Origin of the sequence: Streptomyces milbemycinicus (assembly GCF_002154605.1) — a bacterium.
GTDB lineage: Bacteria > Actinomycetota > Actinomycetes > Streptomycetales > Streptomycetaceae > Streptomyces > Streptomyces milbemycinicus.
This window is the reverse complement of sequence record NZ_MUNE01000060.1, coordinates 1-22,653: the sequence shown is the minus strand read 5'-3', so window position 1 is coordinate 22,653 and position 22,653 is coordinate 1. Positions and strand designations below refer to the sequence as shown.

The following is a 22,653-nucleotide window of genomic DNA, read 5'->3' as shown; positions in this document are numbered from 1 at the left end:
TGGGCGGGGCCCGACTGGTTGGGGCTTGCCCCGAAGAGTCCTGCTGACATAGTCACGGACGCTGCCGTAGCCACGCGGATAGCCCTGTTCCTTGATCTCCTCCCACAGTTCCAAGCGTTGGTGCAGCCTTCCTGCCAACGCTGATCGAGGTAGGGCTTGTAGTCGTCGAGCCTGGTCACACGGCTTTGCCACTGACCGGTGAACATCTCCTCCAGGGTGGTAGCGCGGGAGAAGCGCAGGATGGTGTTGAGGGTCATGCCAAGCTGCCGGGCGACGGACCTCTTGCTGTGACCGGCGGCGAGGAGAGTGTGGATGGTGGCGTGCTTGGCGCGGGTGCGTTCGGCGAACCGGTGCCCTGTCGGCCGGGGCGACAACGCGGCCGGCTCCGCCTCCTCCTGAGGTTCCTCCGGCTGTCCCGGCGTGGGGCGTAAGCAGCCGCGGTGCCGGTAGATGCACTTCTCGGCGGCCTCTCCCAGGTTGTGCCAGAGATGGCCATCGGTCAGCGACCTGGAGGGCCTGTGGGGCGCCGCGGGTGGCTCCTTCGGCGAGAAGGGGGCCCGGTCACGACAGGTGATCTCGATGCCGGGACGCTCGGTGAGCCAGGCCGCGAGCATGTCTGCCTCCCGGTCGGGAAGGAGGCCGATGGGACGACGTGTTTCGACATCGACGAGCACGGTTCCGTAGACACGGCCCTTGCACTGGGCGTATTCGTCCACGCCGACCACACGAGGTGTGGCGGTGGCAGGGTCCGGAAGCGAGGTGACCCGTCTCAGCAGGGTGTTCCTGCTGGCCAGGACCCGGAAAACATCCGTCGTGCGGGCGCCTGCCCAGCCTGCGAGCGCGAGACCGACCGACACCAGCATCGATCGCAGCCGTTCGGTCCGTCGTCCGAACCGGCGAGTGAGCCCGGGGAGATGCTGCGCAAAGGTCATGCGCGGGCAGGAGCCCTCCGTGCAGACGAACGCCGTACCCGTAACGACAGCACGACGAACTTGTCCGCTGTCGGCAGGTCACGGGGAAACCGCAGGGTATGGCCATGTATTCGGCGTGACCAACATCCGCACCCCGGACGGACCGCCCGCTTGGCGGTCGTCCGAGCCTCGATCCGGACGACCGTGTCGGTCACTTCGAGTGACTCCACCGACACGTCCTCGGCCGAGGACAGCAGCTCATCCAGCTGCGGCAGCACTTCGTTCACGTGAAGAACTGTCGACCACACCACGCTTTGGCCGGGCGATTTTCGGGCGAACTCAACCGACACCACAAGAAGATCAAAAGTAACCGTGCGTATGAGACTTTAGGAAGTGGGACCAGAGTCCTACATGCAAGATCAGTTCTTCGTGCAAGCAAACACGATCATCGTGTGCTGGCCTTCTGCGCTTGACGCCCGGCTGTCGATCCTCTGGAACTGACACTTCTCGGCAACCCTGACCGAGGCCGTGTTCTCGGCAGCGGCCTCAAGCAGGATCTGGGATAGCCCGAGTTCACTCAAGGCCCATTTCACGACCAGCTGCACGGCCCGCGGGGCGATGCCCCGGCCGCGATGGGCAGGGAACACGCTGTAAGCGATGGTTGCCTCGTCATCGTTTCGGAACTGCAGGTTGATGATCCCGGTAGGTTCTTCTGTTGTGGCGTCTGCGATCACAAGTGGGGCCGCCTGCCCGGTTCGCCAGGCTTCCTCGACCCGGAACATGCTCGTGCTGCGAGCGGCCTCGTCCATGGGTGTGTCGTCGAGCCAGCGTCGCGTTTCAGGGTCGTGGCTCGCCGCCCCGATCGCAAGCAGATCTGACTCACGCCGGAACCTCACAGCGACCACTCCATCCGCGAGCGGCTCCGTTAACGGTTCGATCGGCCTCAAGCGCCCCATGCGGTGATCCTATCCATCTCGCAAGATCCAAACGAAGCCCGCGAAACACCTCCGGGGCCGCAGGTCTGTTCTCAGATGCTCAAGCGCCAGATGTTCGGCCGCGCGGGATTCGAACTCCTCCGCAAGCGCGTCCTATTGGCGTGACCGAGCGTCGCTGGACCACACGAAGTGGACCAGAGCCCGTTCTCGTGCACGGTCCGTCCGTAGGTCCCTCGACCTGGCACCTTGTGGCCGAGCACCTGACGGCGGCGGGATACCAGGTACGGGTGCCGTCCCTATTGCACATAGGCGCAGGTGCTCCGCCGTTCTGGCCGCGCGTCGTCAGTGCCATCCGCGATGATCTGTGGCAGGTCTCGGCCGGCAGCCCTGTCACGTTGGTGGTACACAGCAACGCAGGTTTGTTTCTCCCGGCGATTCGTGCGCGAGCACGACGACCGCGAGCAGTTCCTCGCCGGGATCGATCTCGTCCTTGCCGGCATCATCGCTCTCCATCTGCCCAGTGGACAGGCGTGCACCCCATGCGCCACCTGAGCCGCCCTCCCGCCACCTGACGCGGGTGAGGCCCCCGGCTCCGGTCACCAGCGCGGACTCCAACCGGCCTACGGCCCACAGCGGAGGTCACCCGGTCAGCGCGAGGCGGCCGGCTCCTGAGGCTGTCGAGGATGGCGGAGCTGGGTGTCATCACCGCCTCCACGCCGCGCGCCTACATCTCCCGCGCCCATATGTCTCGCGGCGACAGCGAGGTGCCCCAGCCGTAGGCCACGGCAGGCGGCCGTGAACCGGTAGGCCCGCCCGGTCGCCGAGGACGATGACAACTGATGGTTCCGTCACTGCTCGATGTCGGCCCGGCGGAGGGTGGCTATTCGACTGTTGCCTCGCTCGACCTGGCAGATCGGCCCTGCCTCACGAAGCGTGTGGAAGTGATGGGTGACTGTCGCCTTGCTGACAGGCCGCGCGAAGGAACTGCAGGTGTGCGCCTCGCCGTCGGGCCCGGCCGCCATACCCCGCCCAAACGAACCACACCAGGACGGTCCGGCCGCGGTGGTGAGGACTACCGGGCTGGATGGTTCGCCCCATGGGGCGAACCGATGGGGTGAACCGCGCGGCCAACGACGGCACCGGTGCGGCGGGCTGACGCACCAGTTCCCCGTATCGCTCGGCGCCGCCCCTGCACCGACGGTTGCATCGGCAGCTCAGGTCAGGGGCAGCCGCATGATCGTCAGGTCGAGCCATCGGCCGAACTTGGAGCCGACCTCCGGCACCGTGCCGACGTGGTGGAACCCGAACCGTTCATGCAGCCGGATCGAGGAGCTGTTCTCGGCTTCGATATCGGCGATCATGACGTGGTGGCCGGTTTCGCGCGCAGAAGCGATGAGGGCGGTCAGCAGCGCGGAGCCGATGCCGAGCCCGTGCCGGTCTTCGCGGACGTAGACCGAGTCATCCACCGTGTGCTGGTATCCGTCCAGCTTTCGCCAGGGGCCGTAGACCGCGAACCCGGCCACCTCGCCCTCCACCTCTGCCACGAACGCCGACCCGCGCTCCAGATGCGCGGCCAGCCAGGCGGCCCCCTCGGCGGGGGACTGCGGGGTCTGCGTCCACAGGGCCGTCGAGTGCTCGATCGCGTGGTTGCGGATCGCGCGTATGGCCTCCGCGTCGCCGGGGCGGGCCGGGCGCACTTCCACAGCCGGTCTTCTCTCGTATATTGGATTCATGTCCAACATAGTAGATCCTCTGGTGGGGCAGATCGCAGCCCGTGTCCGCACCGAACGCGAACGCCGCAGGTGGACCCTGGCCCAGCTCGCGGATGCCTCCGGGGTCTCCCGCGCCATGATCAACCGGATCGAGCGCGGCGAGAGCAGCCCCACCGCCGTCGTCCTCGGCAAGCTGTCCGCCGCCTTCCAGCTCAGCGTCGCCTCCCTGCTCGCCCTCGCCGAAGGAACCTCGGACGACACAGACGGAATCCCGGGAGTGCGCCGTCAGGCCGACGCGGCCGAGTGGCGCGACCCCGCCACCGGCTACCGCCGCCGCCAGATCACCGGCCCCCACTTCCCAGCGGAGATCGCCGAGATCCGCCTGCCCCCCGGGGCCCGCGTGCCCTATCCGGCCGCCGCCTTCGCTTTCATCCACCAGATCGTCTGGGTCCTCGACGGCCACCTGACCTTCCACGACGGCGACACCGTCCACGAACTCGACACCGGAGACACCATCGAACTCGGCGAGCCCGCCGAGCGCGTCTTCGCCAACACCACCGACACCGAGTGCCGCTACGCCGTCATCCTCACCCGAGGCATAACACCGTGACGCGCCCCCTCGCCCGGGGTGGCACACTCCTTCTCGCCTCCATAGCCGCAACGGCAATCGCGAACAACTACGCCATCCAGCCGGCGCTCTCCGCGGTCGCCGCCGACCTGGGCGTCCCGCTCTCCGTGATCGGCCTGGTGCCGACCGCCGCGCTCATCGGCTGCATGACCGGCTTCGCCCTCCTGCTCCCCCTTACCGACCACCTCGCCCCCAACCGCCTGGTCACCGCACAGCTCACCGCCCAGGCCGCCGCCCTCGCCCTTGGCGCGGCCGCACCCGGCGCGGTCGTGCTCCTGGTCGCCTACGTGCTCATCGGCGCGGCCGCCAGCGTCGCGGCCCAGGCCAGCAGCATCGCAGGCCGCTACGCTCCGCCCGGGCGCCGCGGAACCGGCGTTGCCACCGTGGCCGCCGGCATGTCGGCGGGTATCCTGCTCAGCCGCCTGGCGGGAGGAACACTCGCCGACGTCCTCGGGTGGCGGCGGATGCTCCTCGTCTTCGCCGCCCTCGCCCTGCTCGGCGCGATCGCCGCCGCCACGCTCCTGCCCCGGCAGCAGCCGCACTCCCGCCGCGGCTACCGCGCCACCCTCGCCTCACTTCCTCCGCTCCTGCGCCACCACCCGCAGCTGCGCCGCGCGGTGGCCACCGGCGGGTTGTGGTACTTCGCCTTCAACCTCATCTGGGTCGCCCTCGCCCTCACCCTGGCCCAGCCGCCCCATTCCCTCGGCCCGACCGCCATCGGCCTGTACAGCCTGGCCGGACTCCTCGGCTTCGCCGCACTTCCGCTCACCGGACGCCTCGCCGACCGGTACACCCCGCACACCGTGATCACCGCTGGCATGCTGACCGCCGCGGCCGGAACCGCCCTGCTGGCCACCGGTCTCAACAACCCGCCGACCACAGCACTCGGGCTCGCCCTCTTCGATGCCGGCTGCTTCGTCGCCCAGGCCGCCAACCAGTGCCGCATCATCGCCCTCAACCCCCGACGCTCCGGCAGCCTCAGCAGCGTCTACCTGGTGCTGTACTTCTCCATCGGAGCCATTGGCACCGCCGTCGCCGCACCTCTCCTCAACACCCTCGGCTGGCAGGGCACCGCCCTCGCCGCCCTGGCCGCGCTACTCCTCGCCGCTGCCCTCGTACCTACTGGCAACCGGCAGACCCGCCGCGAGCCCGCCCGTGGCACAGGCCCCGCTTCGGGTTCGGAGCGGTAGGCCAGGCCCTGGCCGGGAGATGGCGGTGATGGTGTCCGGCCCTTGGTGCAGGTGACCTCCTGGTGGAGGGCAGGCGTCGGCCAGTGTGCCGATGGCGGCGTAGGCCGGTTGGTTGACGTGGGCGACGACGAGAGGGGCGGTGCAGATGCTCTCGGGGTCGACCGTGCAGACGTTCCACCACGGGCTGACACATCGGCGGGCCCAGTTGGTGGCGAACACGGCGAGCGCCGTACGACAGCCGGGCGCTGCAGCCGCTGGTGTGCCGGCCGTCGCCCATCTGCCCGCCAGCGCAGCCGAACGCCACGTCATCACCGCCGCCCGCGGACGGTCCGCCGTCCTCTACGGCATGACCACCCGCCCGCGCCTCACGCGTCGCCACACCCACACAGCTCGTTCAGGGCATCGGAAACGTCGGCGAACAAGCCAGCACCTCCGCCGCTAGCTCAGCGTTCCCCTCGATGCGCTGACCGACCTGAAGGCCGGTGAACCCTCCGCGCTTCCCGGCTGGAGCCGCGGCCACGTCATCACCCACCTCGCCCGTAGCGCTGACGCCTATCGATGGCTGCTGGCCCTGGCCCGCACCGGCACCGAGCCCGAACCGCGAGCCGACGCCGCCGCCTTGGACCGCGCGCTGCGCGAAGGCGCTGAGCGCAACGCCGCCCATCTCGTCGCCGACCTGCGTAGCAGCCTGGACCGCATGCTTGACGAGGCAACTGCCATGCCCACCGAACGCTGGCCCACCCTGGTCACCGCCCTCGCGGGCTGGCGACACCCCGCCTGGTACACCCTCCACCGGGCCCGCCGCGAACTCGAAACCCACCACGTCGACCTGAACCTCGGTTACACCACCACCGACTGGTCTACCAGTTACGTCATCTGGGCGCTCGACGACACCATCGCCACCCTGACCGCACGCGATTTCCCCATCGCCCGCATCGAAGCCACCGACCTCGACCGTTCCTGGACCCTCGCCCCGACCGTGCCCGCGGCCACCGGACCCGGCCACGCACTCCTCGCCTGGCTCTCCGGCCGCGGACCGGCCACGCACCTCGTGTCAGAACCTCGCCTGCCCACGCCACCGACGTGGCCACTCCCACCAACGCCCGGCTGGACCTGAGCCGCTACTCCTCGCAGATTGCTTCAACCCGATACGCTCGCCGGATTGCCCCTCGGACGTGCTGCGACCGGGAAGGTTCGCCGTTGGCGATCCCGTGGCCGGGGTGGGTTTTGCTGTCATGCGACATCCGGTCCAAATCGACATACGCGAGTGGTCCGCATGGTTCCATTGCCCTGGATCGCAGAGCTGGACCGGATCCTGCGTGACTACGCCGCAGCGCCGACGGAGGACCGACAAGCGGAGCGCTGGGCGCGCCTTTTGGGTCCGTCGAGCGGCAGTACTTCCGGTGGAGCCATCCGATGACGGCTGGGGAGGTCATGGCCATGGTCGGCTCTCTCAGCTACGTGATCACTCTGGAGCCCGCGACACGAAGGAATTGCCGGGCCGGGTCCGCACGCTGCTGGACGCGAAGCGTCCAATGGAGATGCCTTATGTGACTGAGTGTTATCGCGCTGCGCTCGAATTGCCTTGACCAGGAGGTCCCTGGTCAGCCTGCGACGGAGGGGGAGTGTCCGCCCCAGCGGATGCGGGCGCGTTCGCCCACGCGGAGGCGGTGGGGCAGCAGTACGTTGCCGGAGCGAGAGCCATTTCCACCCACGCACATCGCCTCACCACTGCTGAGGCGTCTGAGCCGCGTGGTGCCAAAGTTATGGATATATGCGAGATTTGCCGCCCGGATCGGGTGCTCCGATGCCTATGCCATGCCATACTGAGCATGGCTCTCACCGCATCCCCCGTCGGTGAGAGCCATACGCCTTCGGTCCGGGCATACCTCGAGTCCGCCGTCACGACTCACCCTCCACGCGAGCGGAAAGCGCCCGGACAGGTACGTCAGCGGGACGATCGTCAGCAGCCGCCTGCGCGCGAGCGGAGAAAACAGACTGGCAGTGGGTCTCGGCGCAAGTGGGCGTGGGCGCCGGCAAAACCAAGTCGGCTGGGCTGGGAGGATCTTCCACTGCCGATCCGTCGCGAGCAGTGAGCCAGAGCCCAGGGGCTTGATCGACCTTCTAGGATCGAGGCCGATCACTGCTCCTGGGGGATATAGATGGCTTTGGAGATAGATCTGCCGCTCGGCGAAGACCCCAATGCCGCTCGGCTCGCGGACGAACTGGCCGAACTCGGCAACGAGCGCCTCCTGCGGGCGGTGCTCCGAGACCAAGCGCGTTTTCATCACCGCAGCACTCACCGCCTCGTAGGCTGGTCCACCAACGCTCTGGAGACCACCGGGCCCACCGAGCCCACCTCCAGCCTCCTGCTGCGTGCCATCCACCTGTGCTTCACGGCCCACTTGCCACTGAGCCTGTCACCCGACCTGCTCTGGTACGCCGTCGTGCACGAGGTGGCCGTTCACGTCCGGCTGAACCCCAGTACGTACGAGGGAGTCTTCACCGACACCCCCGGATACCAGCAGACCATCGCCGTCCGCGACGACTTCGCCCCGCAGGACTGGGAGCGCTCGATCAACCTGGTTCAACAACCCCTGCGCTCGAGGATCGGCGACGAGGTGGCCGACCTGTTCCAGCCCGCCTTCTCCACGACCACCCCCGCCGATGCCACCGCCGCGCTGGTCGCGCTGATGGACGTGGTCAGCCCGTATTACCGCTTCCGGTGGCAGACGCTCTGCGGCATTCCGCGGATCCGGCTGGAGGGCACGGACCGGGACTGGCGCCTGTTGGCGGCCAGGGTGCGGGAGCTGGCGGGGTGGTTCGAGGGTCTGCGGCCGTGGTTCACCGCCCTGCAGCCGGTGCTGGAGGCGATCAGTGCGACAGCCTCCGGGTGGGGCGTCGACCACGGATTTTGGAGTTCGCTCTACAAGTGGGAGTCGGCGTCCGGCGGTGACCGGGTCACCGGTTGGATCACCGCCTTCTTCGCTCACCGGTACACCGACGACGGACCAAGTCCTAAGCAGTCATTTGGCCACGGCACCACCGCCGAGGACGACTTCCCCTCCCATATCTCCTGTGTCCCGTTCCGCTGGGAGACCCCCACCGGCAGCTACGACATGGCCTTCCTCGGAGGCGTCACCGGCATAGAACGGAGCGGTGAGTGGATCCGGCCCCAGTTGGGCCACGCCGTGGTCGAACTCCTCACCGCCACCGAACATCACGACGATAATCTCCCCGAGCCCTGGACCCTGGCGGACGTTCAGCGCTTCACGGGCTGCCCTCAAGCCCAGCTGCTGACCACTATCGGCACCGTTACCCTGCACGGCGAACCTCTCCAGGCCGACTGTGCGATCAAGCTGGAGGGGGTCTGTGCGGTGCGGACCCACGACGGCGAGTGGTATCTGGGCGACCTGGTCTCCGATGCCGGGGACATCCAGTGCTGGGGCAACTACGGCCCGGACCTTGGCAACGCGCTGCGGGCACTGTAGCCACCCCGCCGCCCGGCCTGCCGCTGCCGGCGAGCCGACGAACTCCGGCCCACCCCGGCGGCCATCCGATTCTGGTCCGTGACGGGACGCTGGGAACTACTGGTCGCTGGGCGGCTGCTGATGGCCCTGTTGGTTCGCAGTCTGGCTGACGTCCTTCCGATTGTTGCTCGTCTGAGACCGGGTTGCACGTGGATGGAATCTGCTCTGGTGAAATCGTCCATCCGGTGACAAACCAGATGTACCGCCGGCCTGCGGGGACCGGTCCCACCCCGCTCGCCACCTGTCGGGAGCGGGCGGCGATCGGCCAGGTCACGGCTACGCCGGTTCCGGGGATGGCCCGTCCCTGTGGTGCTTCACGAGCCGCCAGTTGCTCCCGCAATGTGAAGCATGGGTCCCTTATTGTGGCGTTTGATGTAGGACCTCGGCGGACGGGATGGAGTTGGGTCCGTGGCGTTCGCGGAGTCGGCCGGTGGCGGTGAGCCCATGCCCTCTTACGAGCCGGCCCCGGAATCCGGGCGACAGCCCTGGGCACCACTGCTGGCGGTGTGCGCCGGGTACTTCATGGTGATCCTGGATGTGACAGTCATCAACGTCGCCGTGCCGGTGATCGGCCGGGAACTGTCGGCCTCGCTCACCGGCATCCAGTGGATCACCGATGGGTACACCCTGGTCTTCGCCGGATTCCTGCTGACCGGCGGCGCGCTGGGCGACCGGCTGGGCAACCGTCAGGTCTTCTGCTCTGGCGTGGCCGTGTTCACTGTGTCCTCAGCCGCATGTGCGCTCGCGCCGAGCGCCCCCTTCCTGGTTGCCGCCCGGCTGGTGGAGGGGCTCGGCGCGGCGCTGATCGTGCCCGGTTCCCTGGCCCTGCTCCAGCAGGCATACCCGGCGCAGGCCGCACGCTCGCGGGCCTTCGGGCTGTGGGGCTCGATGGCGGGCATCGCGGCCTCAGCGGGGCCGCTGCTGGGCGGGCTGCTCGTCTCCACGGTGGGTTGGCGCTGGGTGTTTCTCATCAACCTCCCCGTCGGTGTGGTCTGCCTGATGCTGACGCTGCGGCATGTGGCACGCTCGCCCCGGCACACCGCCCGGGCCCTGGACTGGCCGGCGCAGTGCGCGGTCGTGGCGGCTGTTGCGCTGCTGACCGCGGCGCTCAATGAGGCCGGTCGGCGGAACTGGTTGGATCCGGCCGTACTCGCCGGGGTGGGCCTGGCCGTGGTGGCCGCCGCGGCGTTCGCGGTGCGCGAGCGGCTGGCCCGGTCTCCCGCCCTGCCGTTGAGCCTGCTGCGCTCTCGTGCGATGGGTGGCGGAGCCGTCATCGGCCTTCTGTTCAATTTCGGCTTCTACGGCATGCTGTTCACCGCAAGCCCCCGGCGTACTCAGGGGCAGCCTCCGCCCTGTTCAACACCACCCGCCAGATCGGCAGCGCCACCGGCGTAGCGCTCGGCGGCAGCCTGCTCGCCACAGCCACCGACTACTCCACCGGGCTGCGCACCAGCATGGCCATCGGCGCGCTCGCCTACCTGACCGCCGCAGGAATCGCGTGGCTGTGCGTGCCGGCGAAGTCTGAACGGACGTAGCCAGTCTTGAGACCGCCTGGATTAGTTCCTCGGCACCGCGGCAGGGCCTTTCCACCGTGGCAGGGCCATCCCGCGACGGTCACCCGGCTGACCGGTGCTCTGCCCGGACTGGTCCGGTCCGGGCAGGAGGGCTGGTTCAGGCACGATCGGACGTCCGGCGCAGCACCAGGGAGACGAAGCCCCAGGTGTCCCGGTAGGCGCGCAGCCATTCCCAGCGACGGGTCGAGGCTGTTTCGAGCACGCGCGAGCTGTCCGGACCGGCAGGGTGGTCCAGGGCCCATGCGGCCAGCGAACCCCAGCAGGCCCACTCGTAGTCGTCCAACTCACGACGCGTGCTGACGTGCGCATCGACAGGAGTCCATCCGTCAGCGACGACACGTTCCACGGTGGTCGCCAGGTCGGTGAAGTTCCCGAGCATGTCGATGGCCTCCTGCGACGGGGGGCGATCCCAGAATCCCTCACCGAGAAGGACATGGCCATTGGGAGCCAGGTGTCTGCGGGCCGCGGCGAGGGTGGGGAGCAGGCCGCCGAAGGCATGCGTGGCTCCGAAGCTGAGGACCGCGTCGAACGGCTCTGCTGATACGAAGTCCTCGGCCTTCCGGTGGTGAAGGACGAGGCGCTCCTGGACGCCGAGGTCGATCGCGGCGGCGGCGGCGGCCTGGGCCAGGGCGTCCTCGGAGATGTCCACGCCCTCGGCGTGCAGGTGCGGTCGGGTGGCCAGGGCACGCAGGAGCCATTCCCCGCCGCCGCAACCGAGGTCGAGCACACGCTCGTTGCCCCTCGGGAGCCCACGTTCCAGCAGCCGACCGACCGAGTCGTCGTCGAGCGGAGACTTGATCGGGTGCTCAGTATGAGCGATCCGGGACATCTCTTCACGGTTCACCAGCGCAGCTTGTCAATCGACAGAGGTTGCGCGCACCTCGATTTCGCTCACGTGTTGGAGCCCGTCAGCTGTGATTCAGGTGTCGTCTCAACACAAAATGAGCAGTCTCAGTGAAGTTTGTGGGGCCAGGAGCCGGCGTCGGAGGTGTCCGGAGGCATCCCGCGCTGGACGGTTGGCCTACGGACGTCGCGCAAGGAAGACGAACTCTCTGCCTGGCCGGTCAGGTGCGCCGCGGACGTCCTCCACCACATAGCCTTGTGCGGTCAGGTCCGTCTCGATGTCCTGCCGCTCGCGGAAACGCAGTGTTGAATCCGAGGTCAGGACCTGCCCGTCGGCAGCGAACACGTAGGTCCAGCGGAACGTCACGAGGGGCGGGCTCACTTCGATCAGCTGGACCCAGCTTTCGACCGCGCCGGAGCCTGGGATCTCCGTCACCTTGTAGGAGGTCTCGCGGTTCCACTCTTCCCAGGCGCGCTTCGCCGGATCCCGGGTCTCGAACACCAGGTGGCCGCCCGGCCGGAGTGCTTCGTAGGCTCGTCGCAGGGTCTCCTGCCACGCCGTCGGATCGACGATTTGCTGGGCAGCGTTCGCTGTCATTGTCGCGAGGTCGACGCGCAGTGGTGGCAGTGCGGTCGCGTCGCCGCAGATCCAGCGCACTCGCTCGCTGCCCGGCTTGGCCCGGGCGACATCGATCGATGCCTGGGCAGGATCGACGCCGACAACCTCGATGCCGCGATCAGCCAGCAGGAGCGCGAACACGCCTGTTCCGCAGCCGATGTCCAACACTCGATGTGCGGTGAACTCCTCTGCCATCTGGATGTATGCATCGAGATCGCCGCGAACAGGGTCGAGCGGGTCATAGATCGCGGCGAGCCGCGGATGTCCGAAGCACTCGTCAGCCATGCGACCGAAGGTATGCGGACCTCGGTCCGGGCAGCGACTCATTTCTGTGAGTGCGAAACGTGGCAGCTTTCACCAAGGCGATCGCGTGGCCGTGTCGTCGCCGACCTGGAGTTCGTTCACCCACTCCTGGGCCGCCGGCATCACGCGCGGGACGGCGCGCGACGGCTGGTTCGGGGGCCACGCGCACGGGAGCGGGACTTACGTCCGGGCGTGCCGCGCACAGGAGAGTGGCTGACGCCCGGGCGAGTGCGAAGTTGCCCAACTGTCGAGCCGGGAAATGGCCCTTTCTCCCCTCTGACCACGGTGGTTGACTGACGACGATCAGTTCTCGCCGCCGTCCGAGGAGCGCCTGTGCCCAGGTTCCTGCCGCAGCCCGGCCCACCGCGCATCCTGGCGCAGGCGCAGCTCACCAACTCCGGAGGCGACGGTGCCTTCTACGCCACGTCCGCCCTCTTCTTCACCCAGATCGTCGGCCTCTCGGCCGCCCGCGTCGGCCTCGCGCTCACCATCGGCTGGTTTACGGGCATGCTCGCCGGCGTACCGCTGGGATACCTGGCCGACCAGTGGGGACCGCGTCGCACCGCGCGGCTGCTGGCGGTCTGCACCACCGCCGCGCTGCTGTCCTTCCTCGTGGTGCGCAGCTTCCCGCTGTTCGTCCTCGTCTTCTGCGCCTACGCCTGCTGTCAGGGAGGCCTGACCTCCGCCCGTCAGGCGCTGCTGGCAGGTCTTGTCGACGCCGGCGAACGCACCCGCGTCCGCGCCCAGTTGCAGTCCACCCTCAACGGCGGGCTGGCGCTGGGCGCCGGTGTCGGCGGGATCGCGCTGGCCGTCGGCACCGAGTCCGCGTATCTCTGCGTCTTCGTACTGGACGCGCTGGCGTTCCTCTGCGCCGTCGTCATCCTCGGCCGGCTCCCGGAAGTGCCGCCCGCCCCGTCCGAGGCCCGCGTCAAGGGCGAGCCGCGCCTCGCGGTGCTCCGTGACCGCCCGTACGCGCTGCTGACGCTCCTCAACGCGGTCCTCTACCTGAACATGCCGCTGCTCAGCCTCGGCCTGCCGCTGTGGATCGTGGAGCGCACCGACGCCCCCAAGTCGATGGCGGCCGTCGTGCTGGTGGTCAACATGCTCAGCGTCGTCGTCTTCCAGGTGCGCGTCGCCCACCAGGTGACGGACCTGGCGACCGCGGCTCGCGCCACGGCCCGGGCCGGTGTACTGATGCTCGCGGCCTGCCTGGTGTACGCGGCCTCCGGCACGCCGGCGGGCGCCCTCGTGGCCGTCGCCGTACTGCTCGCCGCGGCCGTCGTGCAGGTCTTCGGCGAGATGACGCACGGCGCCGGCGCCTGGGAGATCGGCTTCGGCCTGGCCCCGGACGGTCGGCAGGGCCAGTACCAGGGCTTCTTCGGGATGGGCCCGCAGATCGCCCGGATGCTGGGCCCGGTCGTGATGACCACGCTGCTCGTCGGCTGGGGCGCCGGCGGCTGGCTGGTCCTGGGCGGGCTGTTCGCCGGCGCGGGCCTCGCCGTCGGCCCGGTCGCGCGTTACGCACTGCGGGGCCGTACAAAGACGCCGGAGCCTTCCTCACCGCACGGCCTGCCCGAGGAACCTTCGCGTCCGTGAACCGACCCTGCTGATCACCTCGTCCTCGGTGAGCTCGCGCGTATCGTCCAGGGGCCTGGTGATGCCGACCGGCCCGCGCCCGGATCAGGCGGCCTGGCCGAAGCCGCCCGCGGCCTGCTGCTCCCCGCGCCCGAGCGGCATCGTACCGTTCCGGATCTTGCTGGACAGCAGAAGGCCGATAGTCAAGGCAGCCCTGCGCGGCCAGTGGTAGGGGCCCAGCCATCATGATCAAGTACTGGTGGGTTTCTGCCGTATCCGGTCACACCCCAACCTCAACCATGTTCACACGCAGAAGAGCAGGGACGGCAGAGCCTGGTTGACCCAGTCCCAGAAGGGCTCGCCGGGCCGCTCGGAGGTGCCGTTGATGCCCGAGAGCGCGACCCGGGGGATGTCGTGGGGATCGCGGTCGGCGATGTCCAGGAAGTAGGCCTCAGCGGCGGAGTTGCAGGTGCAGAACTGTATCCAGCGGTCGAACTCGCCGTTGGCCGCGCGGACGAAGTCCTCGTCCTGGTCGTAGTCGCCGGGGTCTTCTCCCTCATAGTCCGCGAGGGTCGAGGCGCCGAGCGTCGTGGTGAAGCGGTCCAGTCGAAGATCGAAGTCGAACGACGTGAAGGAGGCGTGGACCGCGGCGAGGTCACGAACGCCTGCGGGGAGCGGCTCGTCCAGCAGGGGGATGACGTCCGTCGGCCCGACGAGGGTCGGAGCCGTCCCCCACAGCACGTCCAGGGAGTTCGACCCCGTGTACGGCGCCAGGTCCTTCAGGTCACGCGGCAACTCCCCTGACCGATCGGCGAGATAAAGGTATCCGAGCAGGTACACGTTCTCCATCGCGACCAACGCCAGCCCGAATACCTCCGCCCGCAACGCCGCGAGGAAGCCCGGGCAGTACCCGGCGACCGGTGCCCACACGTGTTCCAGGGCGTCGGCGAGGCCCGCGCCGGCCGGTATGCCCCACGGAGAGTCCCCCGCGAACGGGACGTCGCTGTCGCCGCCCAGCAGCAGAAGCCCTCGCAGTTCGGCCGTCCCCGCTGTCTCGAGGGTCCCCGACGATTCGTGCCCCAACAGTCGCAGTCGAGTGTCGCGCCGCAGCAATTGTTCGACACCGCGCGAGTCGCCGTAGGCCAGCGCCGTCCGCCACATGCGGTTGGTCTCCTCGATATCCATGATCGCAACCCTAGCCACCGACACGGACACTTCCCGTTGCCTTTCCGTACGGCCCGGCCGTACAGTGTCGGCCGTCGTCGATCACGCACGGCGCGTACGGATGCCGGTGGCGCCGTCGAAGAACGCGAACGCGGTGCCGTTGTTGTCGATGTCAAGGCCCGCGATCGCCGCGTATGCGGCGGCCCGGGAGCGGGCATGGAAGTCCAGGACGTCTTCGGCCGACTCGTCGGCGGCCACATGCCACTCGGACGCCTCGTCGCCTTCGCCTTCGCCATCGAACGGGAGAGTGTCGCACGCGCGGCCGAACGGCAGGCAGAGCCAGCCGAGTTCAGCACCGGCGAGCTGCTTGGGCAGCCCGAGGACGCTCGTACCCGACGGGGCACCGGGCGGCGCAGTCGGCCTTCGTCGGGACCTTCGAGATCCCCTAGCACCGTGTCGCGAGGGGCGTCGATCCAGAGCGGTGTGCAGACTTTCCTTTGACGCCTCGGTCGGCATGGACCGGGGCGTCACCGGAAGTAGCACCGCCGCGCCCCTGGCCTGCGAAGCCAGGTCAGGGGCTCAATGAGCAGCACCGCCGGGCGAGGCCCCGAACTTCTGCGACTCGTCAGGGCTCGAGGTCGGTCGCTCCCTTGCCGCTCGCTATATCGAACGGCACAGAAACCTGGTCGTGCGCGATCAACCAATTGCCGTCGGTCTTCCGGAAGCAGAAAGTGGCCCGGACCCACATACCGCTTGTCGCCGGCCCGTTCTTCAGCGTGCCGCTGAGTCGACCGAAGCAGTGCCCGAATGCCACATCACCGCCCACGGCGACGGTCAGGTCGCGAACCTCATAACGCACATCCTGGAAGAACGTGAAAGCCCTTTCCCAGTTCTTCAATTTCGCCTCTACCCCTACATGCTGCAGCGGCGGCTCGACATCGAAGGACACGACGTCGGCCGCGTAGAGCTGCTTCAGACCCTCGAGATCCTTGGCTCGGATCCCATCCACAATATTGTCGATCTGCTGCCGAACCATGGCTTCGTCGATCTCGCGTTGCGTAGACATCGCGACCATCCCTTCCAATCGGTGTGGAATCTCGGCTTCTCACTAGTACGACGACACGGCGGCCCGGGATGTCAGGCCCGCGGTTGCCGTACTGACTTCGGAATCGTTCGAGTGCACTGCATCCTCCGTTCCAGGATGCTGGCCGCAACCAGTTCCACCTCGTCCGGCGCGCCGCCGTCGGCCACGTCTGAGGTGCGGTACGGATTGCCGGCTCAACTTGCTGTGCCGGGGCCGGGCTCGGGCTCGGGGGTTCAGGCGACGGTGACCGGGGAGGTCGCGCGCAGCGGCGCGAGGGCGGTGCTCCAGGCCACGACCTGGTCCAGCAGCGTGTCCAGGGCGGTGGCGCTGTGCGCGCCCGGCTTGAACGTGGCGAAGTTCTCGAACTCGGTCCGCAGCGACAGGGTGACCTGCGGGGCCACGTCGGCCATCTGCAGCGCCCCGCAGATCAGCCGCAGCTGCTCCACCGCGCGGGCGCCGCCCACGCCGCCGTAGGAGACGAAGCCGACCGCCTTGTTGTTCCACTCCGCGTGCAGGTAGTCGATGGCGTTCTTGAGCACCGCGGGGATGGAGTGGTTGTACTCCGGAGTGACCATCACGAACCCGTCGAACGAGGCGATGGCGTCCGCCCAGGCCCTGGTGTGCTCGTGCTGATGCCGACCCGGTGACACCGCCGCCGACGCCGACTCGTCCAGGTGTGGCAGCGGATGGTCGAGCAGGTCGATCACCTCGAACTCGGCGTCCGAGCGGCGTGCCGCCGCCCCGTGGACCCACCGGGCGACCTGTTCGCCCTTGCGGCCGGGGCGGGTGCTGCCGAGGATGATTCCGATCTTGATCATCGTTCTCCTGTCCTGATACTGATGCTGGTGCGCTGAACCTGCCGCTGCCGGGCCCTGGCCGGGCACTGCGACACAGCGGCGCCCGCTGCCTGCGGGGAGCCGGGGAAGCCGGGGCTCGGCGGGGGCGATCCGCGCATGGATGGTGAGCTCCTTCGAGTAGTACGACGAGACGACCCGCCGGAATATCAGGTTGCCGCGCGGCAACCTGATATTCCGGCGGGTCGTCTCGTCGTACTGGTGATGGCAGATCCGATCCAGGGAGACTCCGGAGTCATGACCAACCACGCGGGGCCGGGACACGACCGGTCCGACACGGGCCTGAGCGCGATCATCAGCGAGCGGAGTCAACTGATCAATCTCGCCTACCGGTTGCTGGGCTCCCTGGCCGAGGCCGAGGACGCCGTCCAGGAGACCTACACCCGCTGGTACGCCATGTCCCCGCAGCAGCGGGACGCCATCGCCTCGCCCGGCGCCTGGCTGACCACGGTCGCCACCCGCATCTGCCTGGACCTGCTCGGCTCGGCACGGGCCCGACGCGAGGCTTACGTAGGCGAATGGATCCCCGAGCCGCTACCCGGCCGAACCGAGTGGACCAGCGGCGCGACGGCCGACCCGGCCGACCGGGTCACCATGGACGAGTCGGTCAGCATGGCCTTCCTCATCGCACTCGAATCGATGACCCCGGCCCAACGCGTCGCGCTCATCCTGCACGACGTCTTCCGCTACTCCTTCGCTGAAATCGCCGAGATCACCGGCCGCACCCCGGCAGCCTGCCGCGAGCTGGCCTCCCAAGCGCGCCGCCGCCTCCGCACCTCCCGACCGCAAGCGGCCCCGGCCGCCCACCAGGCCGGCCTGGTCAGAGACTTCAAACAGGCATGGGAGGCCAAGGACATCCGCACCCTCATCGGCCTCCTCGACCCCGGCGCCACCCTCACCGCAGACGGCGGCGGCCTGGTCAGGGCCGCACTCCGCCCGATCGAAGGCGGCGAAAGGATCGCCCGTTACATCGTCGACATCGCTGGCAGGGCTCCCGACAACCGGACAATCCTGGAACGCACGGTCAACGGTCAGCCCGGCCTCACGATCCAGCAAGAAGGCGTCACCGTGGCGGTGTACGCATTCGACATCGCACACGACCGGATCACACACATCTGGGCCGTCCGCAACCCCGACAAGCTTCGCCCGTGGACGGCAGGCTGACCCGCGCCGCCCGCCCGCGATGGCCACGACCTCCCGGCGGCACCCTAGGTTGCTGGAATGACGATGGGTGACGGAGCGGGGAAGAGTCTTCCGGTGTCTCAGTTTCCTTTGCGGCGGGTGGCCGACCGGGGGCGTGGCTGGTATCGGGGTGACTGCCATGTGCATTCGGTGGCCTCGAACGGCGGCGAGCTGACGCCGTCGGAACTTGCGGCAGGTGCGCGTGCGGCCGGGCTCGATTTCCTCGCGACCACCGAGCACAATTCTGCTGAGACGCATGGTGCCTGGAGTCGGCACACCGGCGACGATCTGCTGGTGATCTTGGGGCAGGAGGTCGTGACGCGGACCGGACATTGGCTTGCGCTGGGCGTCCGCCCGGGTCAGGTGGTCGACTGGCGCTATGGCGTGCGGGACGACGAGGTCGGCGGGCATCTGGGGGAGGTTCATCGGACGGGTGGGCTCTGTGTTGCAGCTCATCCGCACGTCCCGTACGCGTCGGGCACGTTCATGTATCCGTACCAGGGCTTCGATGTGGTTGAGGTGTGGAATGGGCCGTGGCGTTCGGATATGCCATGGCAGGCGGACAATGAGGCGGCCCTGGCCGAGTGGGGGCGCAGCCTGGCCGCGGAGATCCACCAGGGACGGTGGCGGCCTGCGATAGGCAACAGTGACGCCCACCTGGAGGGCCAGATCGGCACCCCGCACACCGTCGTGCTGGCCGACGAGCTGAGTGTTGACGCGATCCTCGGCGGTATCCGCGCCGGCCGTAGCTGGATCGCCGCATCGCAGACCGTCGGGCTGTCTTTCACCGTTTCTGCCGATGACCGCAGCGCTGGGATCGGTGAGCAGATGGAGATCGGCGATGAGCCGGCCGTGGTGCGAGTCGACGTACGAGGCGTGCCGTGCGGCACTCTCAGCCTCCACACCGAGAAGGGAAAGGTGTGCAGCGAATCATTGCCCGACACGGGGTCGGGGATGGTGGAGTGGCGGATCAGCGCCGGGGAATCGGCGTTCATTCGCACCGAGGTCCGTGACGTGAAGGGGCACATGGCAGCCTTGAGCAACCCGGTCATCTTGGCCTGAACAGCGGATCGTCGAACCGTCACTCACCTGCTGAGACCGCAAGGCCCGATTCGGCTTCGAGGAGAGCGAGTTCTTCCGGCTGCGGACCAAGCTCCTGGTCGCCTGTGGTCGCACCGAGCGGGCGGTCGAGGAGGCACGAGCCTGCGCCCAGGCGAATAGCTGGTACGACGCGCAGAACCTCGGGGAGCTGCTTTCCGGCGTCGGACGACCGGAGGAGGCACCTGGTTGAAGGATCGTGGTGTCGTCCCGGTCGTGTACGGGGAAGGCGCGGCCGAGCGGATCCGGCAGGCGGCCGGCGGGAACGTCGACGCGTTCATCGACACGTTCGGCGAGGGCTACGTTGAGCTGGCAGTGGAGTTGGGTGTGCGGCCCGAGCGGATCAACACGATCCGCGATTGGCAGGCCGCAGCCAAGGTGGGTGCGCGGACCTACGGAGAAGGCTCGGCGGCGTGCGCGGTCGTGGTCGGCGAGCTCGCCCGGCTCGCCGCGCGCGGGGAGCTTGAGGTGCCGATCGCCCGTGCCTATCCGCTGGAGCAGGTGCGAGACGCGTTCCGCGAGCCGGAGCAGGGGCACACCCACGGCAAGATCGTGCTCCGTCCGTAGCCCCGGCCGCTCGAGGCAACCATCGAGCAGGCACGCCGCACCATCAACGCAGTGTTACCGCCGACGGACGGGTTGCGGAGCCGGTGTCGTACGCCCTCGATGCGGTTGGCGGTTGGCGGTTGGCGGTCAGCGGTCGGCGGTCAGCGGTCGGCGGTCGGCGGGGTCGGCCTATGGTCGGCGAGCAAAGCGTCTGGCCCCTCCAGTATCGACAACACGTAAGCGTCGGACACCTCAGGTACTGTCCTGTCGGCAGCAGCCGCGCCGGCCGGCGGCCCCGCCCAGTGGATCGCTCATCCTGACCGACGCCCTCACCGTTCCTCCTACGAAGGTGGCAACCGTGCCCGTCGCATCACATTTGATACATGACCGGGTCTTCTACGGCGGTGCATCTGGCACCACGCCCCACCAGCGGCACGGGCAGGTCGCTCTCCGGTCGGCGGCTGAGTCGGACCGCTCGGAGGCGGCCAGATGAACGTCACACTGGCCCTCGCCAACAACGACGCCATGCTCGCCGTCCGTTTCCTGCTCGAACTGGTCTCGCTGGCCTGCGTGACGCTCTGGGCATGGCGTCGCGTGCCTTCGCCCTGGCGCTGGGCCGCGGTCGTCCTGCTCCCTGTCGCCGTGGGCTGGTCGTGGGGGACCTTCACTGTGCCGGACGACCCTTCCCGGTCCGGCGAGAGCGACATCCACACACCGGGCCCGGTGCGGCTGCTCCTCGAACTCGCCGTGTTCTTCGGCGCGGTGGCCGCCCTCCACTTCGCCGGCCTACGGCGTGCGGCTCGGTGGCTGCTCGCGGTCATGGTGGCTTACCAGATCCTCGCCTACGACCGTGTCGGCTGGCTGCTCAGCCACTGACCACGCCCGTGCTCAGCGAGCCGTACGAACATCGAGTGAGGGAACTCCGCGACATGGAACGAGCAACCACAGCGCATCGAGATGAGAAGTCGCAGCCAGGCTGGCCCAGATTCCCGGTAGGGGCGAGGGCAGGGGCGTCGGGCGCGCGTCGTCGCTGCGCTTGATGATTGCCAGGACCAGAAGTTGAACACCCAGGGGCTACGCGGGAGGCCCTGCTCCGGTACGACCGGCAAATCTCGAGGTCGGACATCCCCTTCAGCGTGCCGCCCGCGTCAGTTTTGTGCCTTCGCCAGGAGCGCTCGTATCTCGGCAGCCGAAGCCGGGCCTGCCTGGAGGGAGAGGAACCCGGCCGGGGCGGAGCCGGGCGCCAGGGACCCGAACGACTCGCTGGGCAGCTCCGTGTAGGGAGCGCCGTATGCGGGCGTGCCCGGTGCGAACCGCCTGCCCTGCGCGAGTGGTCCCGCGTCGACGGTGTCGTATCCGAGAATGCCGAACAGTTCGGTCGCGTGCCGCTTCGCCTCGGTGTTGTCCCCGGCGATGGGGAGCGCGGTGCGGTCTTCGGCGCCTGCCGGCCTGTTCAGTACGGCGAGGTGCTGGTGGTGGATGTTGTTGAACGCCTTCACGACGTGTGCTGATTCACCGAGGTACTGCTGGAGCAGTTCGCTGCTCGTGGTCGAGCCGTTGTCCAGGGCCTGGATTCCGCCGTCGCGCTGCGGGGAGTAGTTGCTGGTGTCGATGACCGTCTTGCTTGCGAGAGGCTCGCGCGGCAGGGAGTCGTACGCCTTGAACGGGACGGTCACGACCACCCAGTCGCCTGCTGCGGCGGCTTCTGCCGCGGTCGCCGCCCGGGCACGGGGGCCGAGTTCCGCGACCAGGTTGGCCAGAGTCTGTGGGCCGCGCGAGTTGCTGAGTACGATGTGGAGTCCGCCATTCACGGCCAGCCGCGCGAGAGTGCTGCCGATCCGTCCACTGCCGATGAGTCCTAAAGTAGCCACGCCGGGCCAACCAGCAGGGATCCGTGCGTATTCCGCCCGCACCTGCGGCCTCGTTCAACAGCTTGCCTTCGATCGCTTTTGACAGCGCATGTCGGTCAGCTGGGGCAGCAAGTAGTGATCAACGCGGTCCCTGAATGTTCGCGATTTTTGACGGCACCGTAGTGTTGTCGAATGGGCACCGGCAGCGGGAGCGGTTGGACAGGAGACGGTGTGGACGCCATGAAGATCGGGGTTATCGAGACTGGCGGGCTGAGCCTCGTCCCGCTCGCTGTCGAGCACGCTGACGAGATGGCCGAGGTGCTCTCCGACCCGGCTCTGCATGTTTTCATCGGCGGCGCCCCGTACTCTCCGCAGGCATTGCGGGCACGGTATGAGCGCCTGGTGACCGGATCATCCGATCCTTCCGTGACGTGGTGGAACTGGGTGATCCGGCTCCGCGAGGAGAAATGCCTGACCGGGACGGTGCAGGCTACGGTCATTGATGCTGAGCGCGGGTGCGCGGCCGAGGTTGCCTGGGTGGTCGGGACTGCGTGGCAAGGGCGCGGGATCGCTACCGAGGCGGCACGAGGACTGGTTGCGTGGCTGCAGGAGCAAGGCGTGCAGGGGATCTGCGCCCACATTCATCCGGATCATCATGCATCTGCTGCTGTTGCCGCTGCTGCCGGCCTGGCTCCCACCGGACACTGGCATGAAGGGGAGATCAGGTGGGAGCTTCCCCCGACGCACATACTGGCCGACGATGGCGGCACGGAGGCAGGGCGGTGAAGGCACTGTTCACACCTCTGCCGGCCCGCTACGACGCGGCCGGCGGCCTGGGACGGATCGCATGCACCGCACCACTGGCCACCAGGGTGCGGCGCGAATCGGGATCGCGGCTCCGCGCCGTCGGCCCGCCCCGGTCATCCGTGCCAGAGCCGTCGCTTCTGCTCCGGCTGAGCTGACTTGTCGCCCTGCTTCGGAGCTGGGCTGCACCGGGTGCCACGGCGCGTCGGGGCGGGTGGGGCGTGCGTCGGCGGTCAGGTCGGCTTCGGCGG

22 protein-coding genes and 1 pseudogene are annotated in these 22,653 nt (G+C 68.5%); 11 read left to right on the top strand and 12 right to left on the bottom strand.

All coding sequences use genetic code 11. From position 1 onward, the window contains the following. The 5 genes and pseudogenes from CCN51_RS05630 to CCN51_RS05610 all read right to left on the bottom strand — a co-directional run. On the bottom strand, window positions 1-857 hold an 857-nt coding region (locus CCN51_RS05630; protein WP_143675728.1), incomplete at its 3' end, for a transposase. A 473-nt stretch (window positions 858-1,330) separates the two neighbouring features. Further along, window positions 1,331-1,867, bottom strand: coding sequence for a GNAT family N-acetyltransferase (locus CCN51_RS05625; RefSeq protein WP_014182001.1), 537 nt, complete (start codon window positions 1,865-1,867; stop codon window positions 1,331-1,333). 369 nt (window positions 1,868-2,236) lie between these two features. Further along, on the bottom strand, window positions 2,237-2,359 hold the full coding sequence (locus tag CCN51_RS59145) for a hypothetical protein (protein WP_264349325.1): 123 nt from the start codon (window positions 2,357-2,359) through the stop codon (window positions 2,237-2,239). Window positions 2,360-2,694: 335 nt separating this feature from the next. Next, window positions 2,695-2,850 (bottom strand): annotated as a pseudogene (locus CCN51_RS56990) (ArsR family transcriptional regulator); the annotation flags it as partial. 210 nt (window positions 2,851-3,060) lie between these two features. Next, a complete protein-coding gene (locus CCN51_RS05610) occupies window positions 3,061-3,579 on the bottom strand; it encodes a GNAT family N-acetyltransferase (RefSeq protein WP_043488240.1) in 519 nt (172 codons plus the stop codon). Here CCN51_RS05610 and CCN51_RS05605 point away from each other — a divergent pair. The 5 genes from CCN51_RS05605 to CCN51_RS05585 all read left to right on the top strand — a co-directional run bounded on the left by CCN51_RS05605 (window position 3,578) and on the right by CCN51_RS05585 (window position 10,301). Then, window positions 3,578-4,168, top strand: a complete 591-nt coding sequence (locus tag CCN51_RS05605; protein WP_043488238.1) for a helix-turn-helix domain-containing protein — start codon at window positions 3,578-3,580, stop codon at window positions 4,166-4,168. The genes CCN51_RS05610 and CCN51_RS05605 overlap by 2 nt on opposite strands. After that, on the top strand, window positions 4,165-5,376 hold the full coding sequence (locus tag CCN51_RS05600; RefSeq protein ID WP_014181996.1) for an MFS transporter: 1,212 nt from the start codon (window positions 4,165-4,167) through the stop codon (window positions 5,374-5,376). Before CCN51_RS05605 ends, CCN51_RS05600 begins: the two co-directional genes overlap by 4 nt. A gap of 463 nt (window positions 5,377-5,839) precedes the next feature. Then, window positions 5,840-6,493 (top strand): maleylpyruvate isomerase family mycothiol-dependent enzyme, encoded by a 654-nt coding sequence (locus CCN51_RS05595; RefSeq protein WP_078610793.1) that lies wholly within the window; start codon window positions 5,840-5,842, stop codon window positions 6,491-6,493. A 1,045-nt stretch (window positions 6,494-7,538) separates the two neighbouring features. Continuing rightward, entirely contained in the window at window positions 7,539-8,867 is a 1,329-nt protein-coding gene (locus tag CCN51_RS05590; RefSeq protein ID WP_106436490.1) for a DUF4419 domain-containing protein, read from the top strand. A gap of 447 nt (window positions 8,868-9,314) precedes the next feature. After that, window positions 9,315-10,301 carry an MFS transporter gene (locus CCN51_RS05585; RefSeq protein WP_014181992.1) on the top strand — a complete coding sequence of 329 codons (987 nt, stop codon included), beginning with the start codon at window positions 9,315-9,317 and terminating at the stop codon, window positions 10,299-10,301. Between the two features lie 276 nt (window positions 10,302-10,577). On the opposite strand, the gene CCN51_RS05580 is transcribed toward CCN51_RS05585, so the two are convergent. Together CCN51_RS05580 and CCN51_RS05575 are read right to left on the bottom strand one after the other, a co-directional pair. After that, complete coding sequence (locus tag CCN51_RS05580) at window positions 10,578-11,324, bottom strand: SAM-dependent methyltransferase (protein WP_014181991.1); 747 nt, start codon at window positions 11,322-11,324, stop codon at window positions 10,578-10,580. Between the two features lie 177 nt (window positions 11,325-11,501). Next, window positions 11,502-12,227 carry a class I SAM-dependent methyltransferase gene (locus CCN51_RS05575; RefSeq protein WP_014181990.1) on the bottom strand — a complete coding sequence of 242 codons (726 nt, stop codon included), beginning with the start codon at window positions 12,225-12,227 and terminating at the stop codon, window positions 11,502-11,504. A gap of 351 nt (window positions 12,228-12,578) precedes the next feature. On the opposite strand from CCN51_RS05575, the gene CCN51_RS05570 reads away from it, so the two are divergent. Then, on the top strand, window positions 12,579-13,841 hold the full coding sequence (locus tag CCN51_RS05570; RefSeq protein ID WP_014181989.1) for an MFS transporter: 1,263 nt from the start codon (window positions 12,579-12,581) through the stop codon (window positions 13,839-13,841). A gap of 282 nt (window positions 13,842-14,123) precedes the next feature. On the opposite strand, the gene CCN51_RS05565 is transcribed toward CCN51_RS05570, so the two are convergent. The 4 genes from CCN51_RS05565 to CCN51_RS05550 form a co-directional block, all read right to left on the bottom strand. Beyond that, on the bottom strand, window positions 14,124-15,005 hold the full coding sequence (locus CCN51_RS05565) for a hypothetical protein (RefSeq protein WP_106436489.1): 882 nt from the start codon (window positions 15,003-15,005) through the stop codon (window positions 14,124-14,126). A gap of 81 nt (window positions 15,006-15,086) precedes the next feature. Beyond that, window positions 15,087-15,500 carry a mycothiol transferase gene (locus CCN51_RS05560; protein ID WP_238545543.1) on the bottom strand — a complete coding sequence of 138 codons (414 nt, stop codon included), beginning with the start codon at window positions 15,498-15,500 and terminating at the stop codon, window positions 15,087-15,089. A gap of 109 nt (window positions 15,501-15,609) precedes the next feature. Beyond that, window positions 15,610-16,050 carry a YybH family protein gene (locus CCN51_RS05555; RefSeq protein ID WP_043492660.1) on the bottom strand — a complete coding sequence of 147 codons (441 nt, stop codon included), beginning with the start codon at window positions 16,048-16,050 and terminating at the stop codon, window positions 15,610-15,612. 251 nt (window positions 16,051-16,301) lie between these two features. Continuing rightward, complete coding sequence (locus CCN51_RS05550) at window positions 16,302-16,886, bottom strand: NADPH-dependent FMN reductase (protein WP_014181984.1); 585 nt, start codon at window positions 16,884-16,886, stop codon at window positions 16,302-16,304. 273 nt (window positions 16,887-17,159) lie between these two features. Here CCN51_RS05550 and sigJ point away from each other — a divergent pair, with 273 nt between their 5' ends. The 4 genes from sigJ to CCN51_RS05530 all read left to right on the top strand — a co-directional run bounded on the left by sigJ (window position 17,160) and on the right by CCN51_RS05530 (window position 20,624). Then, complete coding sequence (gene sigJ, locus CCN51_RS05545; RefSeq protein ID WP_014181983.1) at window positions 17,160-18,086, top strand: RNA polymerase sigma factor SigJ; 927 nt, start codon at window positions 17,160-17,162, stop codon at window positions 18,084-18,086. Window positions 18,087-18,143: 57 nt separating this feature from the next. Further along, window positions 18,144-19,166: a CehA/McbA family metallohydrolase gene (locus CCN51_RS05540; protein WP_238545542.1), complete on the top strand. Its 1,023-nt coding sequence runs from the start codon at window positions 18,144-18,146 to the stop codon at window positions 19,164-19,166. Between the two features lie 225 nt (window positions 19,167-19,391). Continuing rightward, complete coding sequence (locus CCN51_RS05535; protein WP_014181981.1) at window positions 19,392-19,769, top strand: zinc-binding dehydrogenase; 378 nt, start codon at window positions 19,392-19,394, stop codon at window positions 19,767-19,769. Between the two features lie 468 nt (window positions 19,770-20,237). Next, window positions 20,238-20,624 (top strand): YrdB family protein, encoded by a 387-nt coding sequence (locus tag CCN51_RS05530; RefSeq protein ID WP_014181980.1) that lies wholly within the window; start codon window positions 20,238-20,240, stop codon window positions 20,622-20,624. Window positions 20,625-20,896: 272 nt separating this feature from the next. Here the strand turns inward: CCN51_RS05530 and CCN51_RS05525 are convergent, their stop codons facing one another. Continuing rightward, a complete protein-coding gene (locus tag CCN51_RS05525) occupies window positions 20,897-21,619 on the bottom strand; it encodes an NADPH-dependent F420 reductase (RefSeq protein ID WP_043488231.1) in 723 nt (240 codons plus the stop codon). A gap of 219 nt (window positions 21,620-21,838) precedes the next feature. Between CCN51_RS05525 and CCN51_RS05520 the strand changes: the two genes are divergently transcribed. Further along, window positions 21,839-22,384: a GNAT family N-acetyltransferase gene (locus CCN51_RS05520; protein WP_055414364.1), complete on the top strand. Its 546-nt coding sequence runs from the start codon at window positions 21,839-21,841 to the stop codon at window positions 22,382-22,384. Window positions 22,385-22,653: the final 269 nt, after the last annotated feature.